This is a genomic window from Dactylosporangium sp. NPDC049525 (assembly GCF_040676755.1).
GTDB lineage: Bacteria > Actinomycetota > Actinomycetes > Mycobacteriales > Micromonosporaceae > Dactylosporangium.
Genome location: NZ_JBFAPO010000009.1, coordinates 167,554 through 182,621, shown reverse-complemented (window position 1 = coordinate 182,621; position 15,068 = coordinate 167,554). Strand labels below are relative to the sequence as shown.

20 protein-coding genes are annotated in these 15,068 nt (G+C 72.0%); 10 read left to right on the top strand and 10 right to left on the bottom strand.

All coding sequences use genetic code 11. The features are described from left to right. Positions 1-23: 23 nt before the first annotated feature. Entirely contained in the window at positions 24-857 is an 834-nt protein-coding gene (locus AB0K00_RS16605) for a sugar ABC transporter permease (protein ID WP_363521418.1), read from the bottom strand. Positions 858-948: 91 nt separating this feature from the next. Next, positions 949-2,289, bottom strand: a complete 1,341-nt coding sequence (locus tag AB0K00_RS16600) for an extracellular solute-binding protein (RefSeq protein ID WP_363521416.1) — start codon at positions 2,287-2,289, stop codon at positions 949-951. A gap of 176 nt (positions 2,290-2,465) precedes the next feature. Here AB0K00_RS16600 and AB0K00_RS16595 point away from each other — a divergent pair, with 176 nt between their 5' ends. Next, positions 2,466-3,488: a LacI family DNA-binding transcriptional regulator gene (locus tag AB0K00_RS16595; protein WP_363521414.1), complete on the top strand. Its 1,023-nt coding sequence runs from the start codon at positions 2,466-2,468 to the stop codon at positions 3,486-3,488. Here AB0K00_RS16595 and AB0K00_RS16590 read toward each other — a convergent pair. From AB0K00_RS16590 to AB0K00_RS16580, 3 genes are read right to left on the bottom strand one after another with little or no spacing between them, the layout of a single operon-like run. Then, positions 3,478-4,272 carry an ABC transporter permease gene (locus AB0K00_RS16590; protein WP_363521411.1) on the bottom strand — a complete coding sequence of 265 codons (795 nt, stop codon included), beginning with the start codon at positions 4,270-4,272 and terminating at the stop codon, positions 3,478-3,480. The genes AB0K00_RS16595 and AB0K00_RS16590 overlap by 11 nt on opposite strands. Then, a complete protein-coding gene (locus AB0K00_RS16585) occupies positions 4,244-5,035 on the bottom strand; it encodes an ATP-binding cassette domain-containing protein (RefSeq protein WP_363521408.1) in 792 nt (263 codons plus the stop codon). The genes AB0K00_RS16590 and AB0K00_RS16585 overlap by 29 nt, the downstream gene beginning before the upstream one ends. A 36-nt stretch (positions 5,036-5,071) precedes the next feature. Further along, on the bottom strand, positions 5,072-6,064 hold the full coding sequence (locus tag AB0K00_RS16580) for a medium chain dehydrogenase/reductase family protein (RefSeq protein WP_363521406.1): 993 nt from the start codon (positions 6,062-6,064) through the stop codon (positions 5,072-5,074). Positions 6,065-6,143: 79 nt separating this feature from the next. Here AB0K00_RS16580 and AB0K00_RS16575 point away from each other — a divergent pair, with 79 nt between their 5' ends. Then, positions 6,144-6,728: a TetR/AcrR family transcriptional regulator gene (locus AB0K00_RS16575; protein ID WP_363521404.1), complete on the top strand. Its 585-nt coding sequence runs from the start codon at positions 6,144-6,146 to the stop codon at positions 6,726-6,728. Here the strand turns inward: AB0K00_RS16575 and AB0K00_RS16570 are convergent. Next, positions 6,707-7,033 (bottom strand): MazG nucleotide pyrophosphohydrolase domain-containing protein, encoded by a 327-nt coding sequence (locus AB0K00_RS16570; protein WP_363521402.1) that lies wholly within the window; start codon positions 7,031-7,033, stop codon positions 6,707-6,709. The two genes, AB0K00_RS16575 and AB0K00_RS16570, sit on opposite strands and share 22 nt — an antisense overlap. A 30-nt stretch (positions 7,034-7,063) precedes the next feature. On the opposite strand from AB0K00_RS16570, the gene AB0K00_RS16565 reads away from it, so the two are divergent. Next, positions 7,064-7,639: a DUF4291 domain-containing protein gene (locus AB0K00_RS16565; RefSeq protein WP_363521399.1), complete on the top strand. Its 576-nt coding sequence runs from the start codon at positions 7,064-7,066 to the stop codon at positions 7,637-7,639. On the opposite strand, the gene AB0K00_RS16560 is transcribed toward AB0K00_RS16565, so the two are convergent. Continuing rightward, positions 7,615-8,301, bottom strand: coding sequence for a copper homeostasis protein CutC (locus AB0K00_RS16560; RefSeq protein WP_363521397.1), 687 nt, complete (start codon positions 8,299-8,301; stop codon positions 7,615-7,617). The genes AB0K00_RS16565 and AB0K00_RS16560 overlap by 25 nt on opposite strands. A 93-nt stretch (positions 8,302-8,394) precedes the next feature. After that, complete coding sequence (locus AB0K00_RS16555; protein ID WP_363521394.1) at positions 8,395-8,979, bottom strand: CGNR zinc finger domain-containing protein; 585 nt, start codon at positions 8,977-8,979, stop codon at positions 8,395-8,397. Between the two features lie 46 nt (positions 8,980-9,025). Between AB0K00_RS16555 and AB0K00_RS16550 the strand changes: the two genes are divergently transcribed. The 3 genes from AB0K00_RS16550 to AB0K00_RS16540 are packed head-to-tail and all read left to right on the top strand — an operon-like array spanning position 9,026 to position 12,100. Beyond that, complete coding sequence (locus AB0K00_RS16550; RefSeq protein WP_363521392.1) at positions 9,026-10,120, top strand: epoxide hydrolase family protein; 1,095 nt, start codon at positions 9,026-9,028, stop codon at positions 10,118-10,120. Between the two features lie 17 nt (positions 10,121-10,137). Further along, positions 10,138-11,127: a LacI family DNA-binding transcriptional regulator gene (locus AB0K00_RS16545; protein ID WP_363521389.1), complete on the top strand. Its 990-nt coding sequence runs from the start codon at positions 10,138-10,140 to the stop codon at positions 11,125-11,127. 40 nt (positions 11,128-11,167) lie between these two features. Continuing rightward, complete coding sequence (locus AB0K00_RS16540) at positions 11,168-12,100, top strand: fatty acid desaturase (protein WP_363521386.1); 933 nt, start codon at positions 11,168-11,170, stop codon at positions 12,098-12,100. Here AB0K00_RS16540 and AB0K00_RS16535 read toward each other — a convergent pair. Both AB0K00_RS16535 and AB0K00_RS16530 read right to left on the bottom strand, forming a co-directional pair. Continuing rightward, the gene (locus AB0K00_RS16535; protein WP_363521384.1) at positions 12,084-12,344 is read right to left on the bottom strand and encodes a hypothetical protein; all 261 of its coding nucleotides are present in this window, start codon (positions 12,342-12,344) and stop codon (positions 12,084-12,086) included. The genes AB0K00_RS16540 and AB0K00_RS16535 overlap by 17 nt on opposite strands. A gap of 109 nt (positions 12,345-12,453) precedes the next feature. Next, positions 12,454-13,032: a hypothetical protein gene (locus tag AB0K00_RS16530; protein ID WP_363521381.1), complete on the bottom strand. Its 579-nt coding sequence runs from the start codon at positions 13,030-13,032 to the stop codon at positions 12,454-12,456. A gap of 302 nt (positions 13,033-13,334) precedes the next feature. On the opposite strand from AB0K00_RS16530, the gene AB0K00_RS16525 reads away from it, so the two are divergent. The 4 genes from AB0K00_RS16525 to AB0K00_RS16510 all read left to right on the top strand — a co-directional run bounded on the left by AB0K00_RS16525 (position 13,335) and on the right by AB0K00_RS16510 (position 15,068). Beyond that, positions 13,335-14,039: a peptidylprolyl isomerase gene (locus AB0K00_RS16525; protein WP_363521629.1), complete on the top strand. Its 705-nt coding sequence runs from the start codon at positions 13,335-13,337 to the stop codon at positions 14,037-14,039. Positions 14,040-14,061: 22 nt separating this feature from the next. Further along, entirely contained in the window at positions 14,062-14,445 is a 384-nt protein-coding gene (locus tag AB0K00_RS16520) for a VOC family protein (protein ID WP_363521379.1), read from the top strand. A gap of 90 nt (positions 14,446-14,535) precedes the next feature. Next, a complete protein-coding gene (locus tag AB0K00_RS16515) occupies positions 14,536-14,766 on the top strand; it encodes a hypothetical protein (protein WP_363521376.1) in 231 nt (76 codons plus the stop codon). Further along, positions 14,733-15,068: a type II toxin-antitoxin system PemK/MazF family toxin gene (locus tag AB0K00_RS16510; protein WP_363521374.1), complete on the top strand. Its 336-nt coding sequence runs from the start codon at positions 14,733-14,735 to the stop codon at positions 15,066-15,068. Before AB0K00_RS16515 ends, AB0K00_RS16510 begins: the two co-directional genes overlap by 34 nt.

The following is a 15,068-nucleotide window of genomic DNA, read 5'->3' as shown; positions in this document are numbered from 1 at the left end:
CCCGTGGGAGCAGCCTTTGGGTTTCAACTTTCATTCTGGTTCAGCCTCACCGCGCGCAGGTACACCGACAACGGGATCGCGACCAGGACCAGGGACACCACGGCCATGGCGGCGCTGAGCCCGAACCGGAAGCTTTGGAAGCTCTCCACGTAGGTGAGGACCGGCAGGACCTCGACGTCGTGCGGCGCGGGCACCCCGAACAGCACGTAGGGCAGGGTGAAGCTGTTGAGGTTGTGCAGGAACGCGATGATGAGCGCGAGGGCGAGCACGCCACGCAGGTGCGGGAAGATGACGTAGCGCAGCTTCGCCCACCACGCGGCGCCGTCGAGCGCGGCGGCCTCGTGCACCTCCTCGCTGATGCCCTGCAGGCCGGACGCGGCGAGGAGGTACAGCAGCGGCCACGACGTCCACAGCTGCACGACGACGAGCGTCCAGTAGCTGTTGGGGCCGTTGAGCCACAGGTGCTGCTCGCCGAGCAGGTTGTTGGCGGGGCCGGACGGCATGAGGATGGTCCGCCACACGGTGCCGACGACGAAGGCCGGCAGCACGTAGGGGATAAGGAATGCCGAGCGGACCAGGGCGCGGCCCTTGAACCGTTGCTGGGTGGCGAGCGCGGCGGCGAGGCCGACGGGCAGGGTGGCGACGGTGACGAGGGCGGAGTAGCCGACGGAGAGCCAGATGGCGTGCGGGAGGGCGGTGTCGGTGACCGCCTCGACGTAGTTGTCGAACGCGATGAACGGCGCGCCGGTCCACTCGCGCAGCGTGTACTGGTCGAGGTCGAGCAGCGACACGGTGAGCGCGACGCCGAGCGGCACGAGGATGACGAGGACGAGGAGCACGCCACCCGGCGCCAGCATCCACAGTGGACGGTGACGCCGGTGGCGGGCCGACGGCCCGGGCTTGGGAGCCCGAGCCGCCGGCCGTGTCACGGTTTCAATCGCCATGAATCTATTTACTCTTGTCCAGGGCGTCCTGCGCGGCTTTCTGGCCGTCGGCGATGAGCTGCTTGAGCTTCGCCTCGTCCAGCTTGCCGTCCTTGAGCGCGGGGATCGACTGCACGACCACGTTGACCAGGGCCAGCTGGACCTGGCTCCACGCGCCGTTGAACGGGGTGCCGCTGGCCTTCGACGCCGACTCGATGATCGGGGCGAGCGCCGGGTCGGCCTGCAGCTTCTTCGCCGCGGCCGCGTTGGTGGGCATCTCACCGAACGTCTTGTAGTACGACTCCTGCTGCTCCGGGCTGGTCAGCAGCTTCACCAGGGCGAGGGCGAGGTCCTTGTTCTTGGTGTACTTCGCCACGACGAGGTTGTCGCCGGACAGGATGCTGGTCGCGCCGACCCCGTTGGAGGGGGTGCTGCTCTGCCCCGGCGGGGCGGTCGGCATGATCGCGTAGGCGTACTTGCCGGCGACGGCGGACTTGTCGAGGGTGACCTTCGACGTGGCCGAGACCATCGGCAGGAACGCGGCCTTGCCGGCGCCGAAGTCGGCGATCGCCTGGGCGTTCTTCCAGCCGACGGCGGCCGGGTTGACGACCTTGTCGGTGGCGAGCCAGCCGAGGTAGGTCTGGTAGGCCTTCAGGGTCACCGGGTCCGTCAGCGACGCCTTCTTGTCCTTGACCAGGGGGTTGCCGGCCTGGACGCTCATCGCCCAGATGAACTTCCACGGGTCGAACCCGTCGGCGTAGGCGACGGCGAGGCCGTAGGTGTCGCCGCTGGTCATCTTCTTCGCCTGCACGAGCAGCTCGTCCCAGCTGGTCGCCGGCTTGTCGAAGCCGGCCGCCTTGAGCAGGTCCGTGTTGTATGCCATGACGAACGGGCGGCTGGTGAACGGGATGCCGACCACGTGCTCGGCGTCCGGGCCGGAGATGCCCAGCGTCGCGGGCAGGAACGCGTCCTTGCCGCCGAGCTTCTTCCAGTCGTCGTCCTTGAGCTCCAGGAACGCCCCGGTCGCATACGCGGTCGGGGTGAACGTGGTGCCGAGGGAGTAGATGTCGGGGCCCTGACCGGACAGCACCGACGTCTGGATCTTCGTCAGCTCGTCGTTGGGCGAGGCGAACGTCTCGAACTTCACCTCGGCGCCGGTGGCGGCCTTGAACTTGTCGTTGATCTCGGTGAACCAGGACCGCTGCTGGTCGGGGTAGATGGTGTTGGCCTGGACGAGGACGTTGAGGGTCTTGCCGGCGCCGTTGAGGCCGGTCTCGCCGGTGCTCGGGCTGTCGTCGCCGTCGCCACAGGCGGCTAAGACGAGGGCAGTGGCGGCAACGGCAGCGATGAAGGAAACGCGTCTCATAGGGGTGTCCACTCCTCAGTGAGCGGTGCGCCGACCCGTGGCGCCGGGCGGGTGCCAGGGTGTCGGGCGGGCGCATCGATGCTGCTTGACGGCGGATTGAGCCGGACGCTATCAGCGCCGCATTCATGGCGGCAACCGCTTGCCATCGTTTGCCACCGTCTGCTCTGCTGTTGGCCATGCCCCGTGCACACCAGTTCGGATCCGGTGACCGGCCGGTCACCATCAACGACATCGCCGCGGCCACGGGGGTCGCCGCGTCGACGGTGTCCCGCGCGCTGAACAACCCCGGCCGGGTCAACCCGGCGACCCGGGAGCGGATCGAGGCCGCCGCCCGCGAGCTGCGCTACGTGCCGAACTCCCAGGCCCGCGCGCTGAGCTCCGGGCGGACCGGCGCGATCGCGGTGCTGGTCTCCGACGTGACGAACCCGTTCTACTTCGGCGTGCTGCGCGGCACCCAGATGCAGCTCAAGGCCGCCGGGTACGCGCAGCTGCTCATCGACACCGAGGACTCCGGGGACCTGGAGGTGGAGCTGCTGCACAAGATGCGCCGCTCCCTGGACGGGGCGATCCTGGCCGCGTCCCGCCTGCCGGACCGCGCCCTGGCCGCGCTCGCCGAGGACATCCCCCTGGTGACGATCAACCGCAACGTGCGCGGCGTGCCCAGCGCCATCATCGACACCCCCGCCGGGATCGGGCAGGCCGCCGAACACCTGATCTCCCTCGGCCACCGCGACATCGCCTACGTGTCAGGCCCCGAACGGTCGTGGCCGAACGAGGCCCGGTGGCACGCGGCGCGTGCCGTCGCCGCCCGGCACCGGCTCACGTTCACCCGGGTCGGGCCGTTCCCGTCCGGGCGCCGTTCCGGCTCCGCCGCCGCCGACGCGGTGCTCAACACCGGCGCGACCGCCTGCATCGTGTTCAACGACCTCCTCGCGATCGGCATCCTGCAGCGGCTGCGCGAGCGGGAGGTCCGGGTGCCGGAGGACATCAGCGTCGTGGGCTGCGACGACATCTTCGGCGCCGACTTCTGCCACCCGCCGCTGACCACGCTCACCGCGCCGATCGAGCAGGCCGGGCGGGTCGCGGTGTCGATGCTGCTGTCCCGCCTGGACCCGGCCGCCCCGGCGATGCGCCAGTCGGTGATGCTGCCCGTACACCTGACCGTGCGCGGCTCGACGGGCCCCCGGCTCAGCGGGTGAGGCGGCCCAGGATGGCGGAGGCGACCACGATGGCGACGGCGGCCGAGCCGATGAGGACGCCGAAGTCGAGCAGGAGCCGGGCGTGGGTGCCGATGAGCAGGCCGCGCAGCGCCTCGACCTCGTAGCTGAGCGGGTTGACGTGGTTGAGCACGCGCAGCCAGCCCGGCATGACCGAGATCGGGTAGAGGGCGTTGGAGGCGAAGAACAGCGGCATGATGATCGCCTGCCCGATGCCCATCATCCGGTCGCGTTTCAGCACCAGGCCGGCGAGGGTGATCGACAGGCAGCAGAAGAATGCCGAGCCGAGCACGAGGACGGCGGCGACGCCGAGCAGGTGCAGCGGGTTCATGTCCAGGGAGACGCCGAGCAGCGCGGACAGCACGATGACGACGATGGCCTGCGTGAGTGCCCGTACCCCGGCCGCGAACGCCTTCCCGGTCACCAGCGCGGCACGTGGGGTGGGCGTCACCATGAGCTTCGCGAGCACGCCGGCGTCGCGCTCCCAGATGATGTGGATGCCGTAGAAGATCGACACGAACAGTGCCGACTGGGCCAGGATGCCGGGCGCCAGGAAGTCCAGGTACGGCACGTCGCCGGTGGGCACGACCCGCAGCCGGGTGAACGTCTGCCCGAAGATGATCAGCCACAGTGCCGGCTGGATCGCCCGGGTGACGACCTCGGTGCGGTCCCGGCGCAGCTTCTGCAGCTCCACCAGGCACAACGCGAACGTGCGTGACGCGAGCAGGCGCACCGGCTCATACGGCACGGCGAGTGGCACGGACATCTTTGAACCTCCCCCCGTCGAGGTCGTCGCCGGTGTAGGAGCGGAACACGTCGTCGAGGTTGGCGTCGTCGCCGAGCGCCGCGACCAGCGCCGCCGGGGTGTCCAGGGCGCGGATCCGGCCGCGGTGCATGAGGGCGACCCGGTCGCAGTTGGCCGCCGCCTCCTCCATGTAGTGGGTGGTGACCAGGACCGTCATGCCGGTACGGGCGCAGGTCTCGTGGATGCGCTCCCACACCCCGGCCCGCGCGACCGGGTCGAGGCCGATCGTCGGCTCGTCGAGGACGAGCAGCCGGGGCGCGCTCACCAGGGCCTGCGCCAGCTCGAGCCGGCGGACCATGCCGCCGGAGTAGGTGCCGGCGGGCCGGTCGGCGGCGTCGGTGAGGCCCATCGCGTCGATGACCTCGGCGGTGCGGTCCCGGCGCAGCGCCCGCGGCACGTCGAACAGCCGGGCGAACAGTGCGACATTCTCCCGGCCGCTGAGCGCGGGGTCCGCGGACAGCGCCTGCGGCACGTAGCCGATCAGCCGGCGCACCGCCATCCTGCGGCGGCGCACGTCGAGCCCGAACACCTCGACGGTGCCGTCCTGCGGCGGCAGCAGCGTCACGAGCACCCGGATCGTGGTCGTCTTGCCGGCCCCGTTGGGCCCGAGCAGGCCGAAGATCTCCCCCTGGTGCACGACCAGGTCGAGGCCGTCGACGGCGAGGGTCTCCTTGAACCGGTGCCGGAGCCCGTCGATGCGCACGGCCGGTTCGCTGGGTTCCACCCGGCCAATATATCTCGTTAGCTGGGCTAATGATCCTCACGTGATCAGCACCACCTTGCCGGCGACGCCGGCGGTCTCGGCGAAGCGCAGCGCCGCGGCCGCGTCCCGCAGTGGGAACTGCTTCGCGACCCGGGCCGTGATCTTCCCGGCGGCGAGGAGCTCCAGCACGGCGGTGAGGTCCTCGCGCAGCTGGTGCCGGAACCGGGGCAGGTTGCGCTTGCCCTTCCACAGGTCGAAGAAGGTCGCGTGCCGGCCGTTGGGCAGCAGGTTCCACCACAGCAGCCGGGCGACGAGCTTGAACACGGGCACCCGCGGGTCGCCGGCGTGGTCGCGGGTGGCGGCGCTGCCGTAGCCGACGAGGGTGCCGCCGGGCGCGAGCATCCGCCACGAGTCGGCGATGCCGGGCCCGCCGACGTGGTCGAAGACGGCCGCCACCCCGCCGGGTGCGAGCTCGCGGATCCGCGCCGGGACGTCGCCGCCGCGGTAGTCGACGGGCTCGACGCCGAGGGCGCGCAGGTCGTCGTGGTGCTTCGGCGAGGCCGTGCCGATGACCCGGATCCCGGCGTGCCGGGCGAGCTGGACGAGGATCGTGCCGACGCCGCTGTTGGCGCCGAGGACCACGATCGTCTGGCCGGCCCGGACCTTGGCGGCGCGGTGCAGCATCCGCCACGCGGTGACGCCGTTGACAACGACGGTCTCGGCCTCGGCGGCGCCCACCCCGTCGGGCACCGGGACCAGGTCCGCCTCGTCGAGCACGACCCGGTCGGCCCAGCCGCCGGTCTTGGTGAGCGCGGCGACCCGCCGGCCGGTCCCCTCGACGACGCCGACCAGGTCGTAGCCGGGCACGAAGGGGAACGGCGGCATGTCGTAGTACTTCCCGCGGCGCATCTGCTGCTCGGCGAACGAGATACCGCTCGCCTCGACCCGCACCACGACCTGCCCGTTTGCCGGCTCCGGCAGCTCCCGCGCGCGGACCTGGAGGGTCTCCGGCTCGCCGATCCCCGGCAGGACGATCTCGGTGGTCTGCATCGTTCGACTCCTCTGTTAGAACCTCTAACTTCTGTTAGAATGTCTAACACGACGACGCCCGGAGGGCGAGATGAGTGACATGCGTGACAGGTTCCGGACCCAGATCCGCGACGAGGTGAAGGCCGCCGCGCTGCGCCAGCTGGCGGCCGGCGGCCCGCAGGCGTTGTCGGTCAACGCGATCGCCAAGGAGCTCGGCGTGTCCGGCCCCGCGCTGTACCGCTACTTCGCCGGCCGCGACGAGCTGCTCACCGAGCTGATCGTCGACGCGTACGCAGACCTCGCCGCCGCGCTGGCGGCCGGCTCGTCGTTCGCGGTCGCGTACCGGGCATGGGCCCTGGCGCAGCCGCACCGCTACCGGCTGCTGTTCGCCGCACCACTGCCGGGGTATGACGCGCAGAGCGACCGGCTCATCGCGGCCGCGCAGGAGCCGATGAACCTGCTGATCCGCGCCCTGACGCCCGGCCCTCCCCCGCCGCCGGCGCTGTCGGCGCAGCTGGCCGGCTGGGCGTCACGGCGCGGCGTGCCGGACGTCGACCCGGCGGTGGCGGTGCGGGCGGTGGAGCTGTGGAGCCGCGTGCACGGCCTGGTGAGCCTGGAGATCGAGGGCAACTTCACCTCGATGGGCCTCGACCCCGCCCCGCTCTACGACGCGCTGTCGGTCTGACGCCAGCCGCGGGTGTAGATGACCGCCAGCTTGTCCTCGAGGGCCTGCCGCAGGTCGATGCCCATGGTGTGCGCGGTGACGAACGCGGTCAGCACCACGTCGGCCAGCTCCGCCTCGACGTCGCTGAACGGCCCGGGCCGCCGCGCCATCCCCGCGTGCCGCCGCACCGCCCCGACGAACTCCCCGACCTCCTCCGCGAGCGCCAGGGTCTGGCGAAGGTGCACCGACTCGGTGAACCCGGCCGCTTCCAGGTGCCCGGCGACGTCCGCGGCGGTGGCGGGCAGGTCGTTCAAATCGAATGGCATCGCAGCACCCTAACCTCCTAGGGTTTCGGCGTGCCCCATGAGATCCGCGCCGTCCGCGCCGTCTTCGACGACGAGACGATCACCGTCTACCAGGCCTACAGCGCCGCGATCGCGCTGCCGGCCCTGGACGCGCAGCGGTTCGTGCCGCCGTTCAAGCGGGACCGGATGACGTGGATCAAGCCGTCGTTCCTGTGGATGATGTACCGCAGTGGCTGGGCCACCAAGGAGGGCCAGGAACACGTCCTCGCCGTCCGGCTGCGCCGCGCCGGGTTCGACGCCGCGCTCGCCGGCGCCTGCCTCAGCCACTACTCCCCCGGCGTGCACGCCAACCGCGCGGAGTGGTCCCGGCTGCTGCGCACCAGCCCGGTCCGGGTCCAGTGGGATCCGGAGCGCTCCCTGCAACTGCAGCCGCTCGGGCACCGGTCGCTGCAACTGGGCCTCAGCGGCGACGCCGTGCACCGCTACGTGGACGAGTGGACCGTCGACATCCGCGACGTCACGCCCCTCGCGCACGCGATCCACGGCCTCGTCACCGCCCGCGCCCTCGACGAGGCGCAGGCCCTGCTGCCCGACGAGCGTCCCTACCCGGCCGATCGCAGCCGCTGAGCCAGGCGGGCGACGAGCGCCGGGTCGACCGGGCCGGCCCAGCCGCGGTCCCGGCGCACGGCGCTGCCCGAGTGGAACGCAGTGACGCCGGCCGCGCGCAACGGCCCGATGTGCTCGTCGCGCAGGCCGCCGCCCACCAGCAACCGTGGGCGGTACACCGGATCCGACATCTCGGCGAGGACCGTGGGAAGACCTTCGGAGAGGCCGGCCGGGGCGCCCGAGGTGAGGACCGTGTCGAGGCCGGGCAGTCCGGCGAGGGCGGCCCAGACGGCGGGACGGTCGGCGGCGTGGTCGATCGCGCGGTGGAAGGTCCACGGCGCGCCGTCGAGAGTGTCGACGACCTCGACGACCGCGGGCAGGTCGACGGCGCCGGACGGGTCCAGGAAGCCCAGGACGAACTCCTCCGCGCCCGCGGAGCGCAGCTCCTTGGCGGTGCGGCGCAGGGCGTCGAGGTCACCGGCGGCGAAGCCCGCATGGGTCCGCAGCATCACCCGCACCGGCAGGTCCACGGCGCCACGGACGGCGGCGACGGTCGCGGGGGTCGGGCTCAGGCCCGCGGCGGCCATGTCGCTGACCAGCTCCACCCGGTCCGCCCCGCCGTCGCGGGCGTGCCGCGCGTCCACGGCGTCGAGCGCGATGACCTCCAGCAACGGCGTGATCATGACCCCAATCGTGCCAGCGCCACCCGACGAGCCGCCCGTTTCGTCCCTCCATGGTGTCCAGCAGCACATCTGCCACCCTCGCGCGTCCGTGGGTCAGGCGGGCCTCCGGCGGGTGCGGTAGGCGCGCATGCGGCTGTTGACGCCGCAGCCGGCGACGTCGCACCAGCGGGTCGAGCGGTTGCGGGTGTGGTCGTAGAAGGCATACCGGCAGTCGTCGGCGGCGCAGGTCTTGAACCTGGGCCAGGTGCCGTCGGCGATCGCCGTGACCACGCCGCCGAGGATCACGGCCAGGGCCGCGGGCAGGCCGTCGCCGGGCTCGGTGCCGGCCGCCCGCCAGCGCAGCACGGGCGACGCCGGATCGCCGGTGAGGGCGGGCGTCACCCGGTGCTCCAGGAGCAGCGCGTCGAGCGCCGGGACAGCCGGGCCAGACGGGTCAGACAGGGCAGACGGGGTAGGCGGTCCGGGTGCCGGCACCGCGCTGTTGGCGTCGGCCAGGGCGCGGATCGCCTCGCGGACGCCGACCGCGACGGCGAGGGACGAGTCGGTGAGCGGACCGCAGCGGAAGTCGTGCGCCCGCAGCCACGCGGCCAGGGTCCGCGGGGACGTCACCGTGTTGCGGGTGCGCAGGAACGCCTCGACGAGGGCGAGCCCGCCAGGTGCCGGCGGCCGGTGGTCCATGCGTCCCAGGTTACAGCCAAAGCGCTTTCGGGCGTAACATGGGGGGATGCGATTCCCCGAGGAGCGGCTCGAAGACCTGCACCGGCGGCTCGCGGCGGCCAAACTGCCGGCGGCGGCGATCCGTGGCGGCGGCGAGTCGCCGCAGACCGTGGCCCGCCTGGACGAGCTCATCGCCTACTGGCGCGACGGCTACGACTGGCCGGCGCAGGCCGAGCGGCTCGCCGCGTTGCCGCACCGGTATGTGACCGTCGACGGCGTCCGGCTGCACGCGATCGTCGCCGAGGGCACCGGGCCGAGCCCGAGGCCGCTGCTGCTGGCCAACGGGTGGCCGAGCAGCTTCGTGGAATACCTGGACGTGCTGGGGCCGCTCACCGACCCGGCGGCGCACGGCGGCGACCCGGCCGACGCGTTCACCGTCGTGATCCCCGCTCTGCCGGGATACGGGCTGTCCGACCGGGCGCTGCACCTGGACCTGGACCGGGAGGCGATCGCCACGCTGTTCGACCGGCTGATGGTGCGGCACCTGGGGTTCGGCAGTTATGTGGCGCACGGCGACGACATCGGCGGCGGGGTGGTCAACCGGCTCGGCATCCACCACGCCGACACGGTCACGGCCATCCAGACCGCCAACTGGCTGGACGCACACGTGCCGCCGGGCGCCCCGCTGACCGACGCCGAGGAGCGTTACCTGGCCGCGTCGCGGGAGTGGGACCGCACCGAGGGCGCGTATGCGCACGTGCAGCAGACCAGGCCGCACACGCTGGCGTTCGCGCTGACCGACTCGCCGGTCGGCCTCGCCGCCTGGATCCTGGAAAAATGGCTCACCTGGAGCGACCCCGCGTCCGAGCTGAGCGCCGACCTGATGCTGACCAACGTGATGCTCTACTGGCTGACCGACACCATCGCCAGTTCGACCCGCCTCTATGCGCTGTCGAGCCCGCCCGGGCCGGACGACGTGATCCAGGTGCCCGCGTCGGTCCTCGTGCCCAACGAGCCGCGGCTGCCGGTGCCGCCCGAGGAGTGGCTGCGCCGGGCGTATCCGCGACTCACGAGGGTCGCGCACGTGCGCACCGGCGGGCATTTCCTGGCGGCGGAGCAGCCCGAGCTGTTCGTGAACGAGATTCGCAACGCGTTCCGCTGACACCATAAACTCACGTGATGCAACACAAACGGCCAACCCTGGACGACGTCGCGCAGGTCGCCGGGTTCTCGCGGGCCACCGTCTCGCGGGTCATCAACGGCAACGCGCGCGTCGCGGCGGACGTCCGCGACGCGGTGCGGCGGGCCGTCGAGCAGCTCGACTACCGCCCCGACCCGGTCGCCCGGGCCCTCGCCCGGGGGCACGGCGACGTGGTGGAGCTCATCGTCGTCGACGGCCAGCCGACCAGCTTCGGCACCAACCCCTACTACGGGCGGGTCATCGCCGGGATCGTCGACGGGCTGCGGCACTCCGAGGCGCAGATGCGGGTCCACGTCGTCGGCCGGCCCGACGCGCCGCGGCTGCTCGAGCGCGTCGCGCACTCCGTCAGCGTGGGCGCGATCCTCGTCAACGTGCCGCCGGCGCTCGCCGCGGAATTCCACGCGGCCTGCCCGCGGGTCGTGTCGATGGGCCGGACCGCCGCGCCGGTGCCGTCGATCGTGACGGACAACACCACCGGTGCGTATGAGGCGGTGCGGCTGCTGCATCGCAACGGGCGCAAGCGGATCGCGGCCGTCCCCGGCCCGGGCCACATCAGCGACGCCGTCGACCGCCGCGCCGGGTATCTCGCCGCGATCCGCGATGCCGGCCTCGAGCCGATCACCGGCGCCGGCGGCGAGTTCACCCGGGAGACCGGGGCCGCCACCACCCGGCAGCTCCTGGAGGAGCACCCGGACCTCGACGCGCTGTTCGTCGCCTGCGACCTGATGGCCTCCGGCGCGCTGCAGACCCTCGCCGCGGCCGGGCGGCGGGTGCCGCAGGACGTCGCGGTCATCGCCTTCGACGACAGCCTCATCGCCGCGTGCACGACCCCGCCGCTGACGTCGGTGCGCCAGCCCGTCGAGGAGATGGCGGCCGCCGCGACCCGGGCGCTGGTCGCCGGCGAGGTCGGCAGCGGCTGGCAGAGCACGTTCCCGACCACACTGACCGTCCGCGACAGTTCAGGCTGAGTTCTCCCGGCCGTATTCGAGCCGGGGTTACCGTGCGGGCATGGCTGCCCGTCAGACATTGATCTCGGGGGTACTGACCACCGCCGCCGCCGGCACACTCGTGCTGCAACTGCTGATCCTGCCGGTGTGGCTGCTGCCCGCCGACCCACGCTGGGGCTGGCTGCTCGTCCCGGTCGTGCTCACCACCGTCCCGCTGTGGTCGCTCATCCACGAGGGGATCCACGGCACCCTGCTGCGCGACCGCGGCTGGAACGACCGCCTCGCCCGGATCCTCGCCACCGGCTACGGCGCGCCCTTCGCGCTGCTGAAGGTCGGGCACCTGCTGCACCACCGCTACAGCCGGACCCGCCGCGAACGGACCGAGGTCTACGACCCGGCGGTCACCACCTGGCTCGCGGCGGCCCGTGGCTACTATCCGCGGCTGCTCGGCGGGCTCTACCTGCTCGAGGCCGCGTCGGTGGTCCTCGCGGTCGTGCCCGCCGCCGGGTGGCGGTGGCTGGTGCGCCGCACCGACTCCCTTGACTCCGTCACCGGGCTGCTCTTCGAACGGGTGTCGCGGCGCGACACGCTGCGCCGCTTCCGCATCGAGGCCGTCGCCGTCGTCGCGACCTACGCCGCCGCCGTCGCCGGCTACGGACGGCACACGTGGATGCTCGCCGCCGCCGTCGGCGGCCGGGCGCTGCTGGTGTCCCTGGCCGACAACGCCTACCACTACCGCACCCGCCTCGAGCGGCCCCTTGACGCGATGAACCTGCGGCTGCCAAGGCCGCTGGAGCTGTTCGTCCTCGCGTTCAACCTGCACAGCGTGCACCACCGGCACCCGGGGCTGCACTGGTTCGAGCTGCGCGCCGCCTTCCACGCCGACGCCGACGAGTGGCATCTCGGCTGGGCCACCGCCGTCGCCCGGCAGCTGCGCGGGCCGGTCCCCGAACCGGCCCTGCTGACGCTGGAGCCGCTCACTCCGTCACGGTGACGAATCCCTCCGTCCACTGGTCGTCGTCGAGGACCGAGGCGGCGATGAGGAAGCACTCCGGCTCCTCGGCGAACCCCGGCAGCTCGCGCGCCCGCGCGATGCGCTGCCGGGCGCGCTCCTCGGTCGAATAGACGCCGAGGATCTTCACGTCGTCACCGTCGGCCTCGTCCCAGCTCAGCTCGCCGTCACTGTCACGGTGGTCAGGGCCCGCATGGTGCACGTGCCACAGCAGGAACACGTCCATGCCCGGTAACCTACATCGATGCCGGGCACCCCCGCCGGGTGAGATGCACCGAGTGCGCACAGCGCATACCGACGGTGACCACGGCGGCGGGAAACGTTCAGTGGCGCGGCTACGAGGTCGCGGACCGGACGCCGGGCGCCGGCGGCGGGGTGTCGGGCGCCGCCTGAGGCAATGGGCGGGCGCCCCGGGCCCACCCGCCGCGCTCCCCGTGGCGGGGGCGGTCGGCGTGGGGAGCCCGGGCGCCCCACGGTGCCGGGCTCGGCGGAAGGGCCGCCTGGTCGCCGCCGGCGTCGAACGCGACGCGGTGACCGCCTCGGACACTGCGGGTGCCGGCCACCACGAGCGCCGCCGGCACGGCTTCCAGGAAGCGTTCCAGGTTGTAGTGGCATTCCCTGGCGCGCAGATAGGAACGGCTGGACATGCCGACGGTCGTGCCGCCGACCTCCGCCCGCCAGACCCACTGCCCGTTGGACTCGACGGCGGCGACGGTGCTCCGTACATCGGCGAACCCGGCACGCAGGTGCAGCACCGCGTCGCGGCACGCCCCGTAGGTGTCGAACGTCCGTGCCGCCCTGCCCAGCGGCCGGTTGTTGGGCGACACCAGCATCCAGGTCATGGCCTCGGCGACCGTGCCGTCACCGGTGACCGCCCCGGCCAGTGCTAAGAAGACGAACCTCGATTGGTGCACCCGTTGCCCCCTGCTCGCCATGCGCTCCCACCCGCTGGGACAAACGTTCGGGACAGCGCATGACCAACAGGCGCGGGGGCACGCGCACACCGGACATGCATGAGGTGAACAACGGGAAGGGGCAGTCCCGTTGCTATACCGCCGATCCATCCGCAATCGGGCGGGCGTCGCGGCGAATTGCGGCGGTCCGCGCCGGACCGCTCCGGCCGCACCGGAGCCGGCCCGCGGCCTTGACGAAGACATCGACATCCGTTAGACCTCTTGGAGATTCCCAAACTTCGATGGAGGACAACGTGGTCCGGATCCGTCTCGCCGTGGTCGTGCTCGCCGTGCTTGCCGCGTCCGCGTTCGCCGTCACCCCCGCCCAGGCGGCGACCGGCACGCCAGGGCCGACCGGCGGGCCGTGCGCGTACACGCCGACACCCGAGGATCCGGCGGTCCGGCCGGTGCCGCTGCCCAGGGACCCGCGGCACACGCCGTCCCGGGGCACGGTCACCGTCACGCTGTTCACCAATCTCGGCATCGTCCCGCTGACGCTGGACCGGGCGCAGGCGCCGTGCACGGTGCAGAGCTTCCTGCACCTGACCCGGCACGGGTTCTACAACCGCACCATCTGCCACCGGCTGACGACCTACCCGACGCTGAAGGTCCTGCAGTGCGGCGACCCGTCCGGCACCGGTGAGGGCGGGCCGGGGTACAAGTACAAGGACGAGCTGCCGACCGACCTGCCGCCGGCGCCGACCGACCCGACGGGGGTCCGCAAGGTGTACGCCCGCGGCGTCCTCGCGATGGCCAACGCCGGCCCCGACACCAACGGCAGCCAGTTCTTCCTCGTCTTCGCCGACTCGGCGCTGCGCCCCAACTACACGATCTTCGGCAGCGTCCGGCCGCTGGGCCTGCACACCCTGGACCGGATCGCGGCCGGAGGGGTCGCCCCGACGCCCGAGGACCCGGCCCCCGTCGACAGCGCCCCGGCGCTGCGCACGTCGATCCTGCTGGCCGCCTGACGCCCCCGGTACATTCTGGGCCGTGGCTCACTACAGCAGGCTCTACACGATCGTCCTGGACGTGCCCGCCGCCGACCACGACGCGACGGTGACCTTCTGGCGGGGCGCCCTGAGCGCCCCGCTGGAGCAGGTCGCGAAGTATCCGGAGTTCCACGGCGCGCTGATCCCGCACCACGACCTGGTGCTGCTCGCCCAGCAGCTCGGCGACGGCGCCCCGCGCGTGCACGTCGACATCCACACCGACGACCTCGACGCCGAGGTGGCCCGCCTGGAGGCCCTCGGCGCGACCCGGGTCGAGCGCCAGGACCGCTGGTGGGTCATGCGCGACCCGGCCGGCCTCACCTTCTGCGTCGTCCTGGACCGCCCCGGCACCCTGACCGACGCCAACGCCACCCGCTGGCCCTGATAGCGGCTTGCAGACTAGTGCTCATAAGCCTATAGTTGTTGCATGTCAGCACCGACACCAGATTGCATCCCGTCTCGGTACCATTCTGGTATGACGACACAGATCGCGGTTCGCCTGCCGGACGACATCGTGAAATACATCGATCAGGAGATCGCCGACGGCACCGCATCGAGTCGTGCGGCCGTCGTGCTCCGCGCCCTTGAACGGGATCGTCGGCGGCAGGAGGCGGAGCACGACGCGCGGATCTACGCGGCGGACCCGGATTCCGAATTCGACGACCTCGCCGCATGGGCCGCACGACGGCCGATGGACATCGACTGATGCGGCCGATTCATCTGGCCCGCCTGGACAAGACCCGCCCGGTCGTCATCCTCACCCGCGAGCGAGTCAGGCCCTACCTTCAGCGGGTGACCGTTGCCCCCATCACCACGACCATCCGTGGCCTGCACACCGAGGTCGAAGTTGGCCCGCGCAACGGTCTTGAGCGGGATTCCGTCATCGCCTGCGACAACATCGTCACGATGCCGCGAAGCGACATCGGCCGCATGCTGGGTTACCTGCTCCCCGATCAGGAGCAGGCACTCACCAGGGCGATCACGACCGCGTTCGACCTCGAGTCCTGA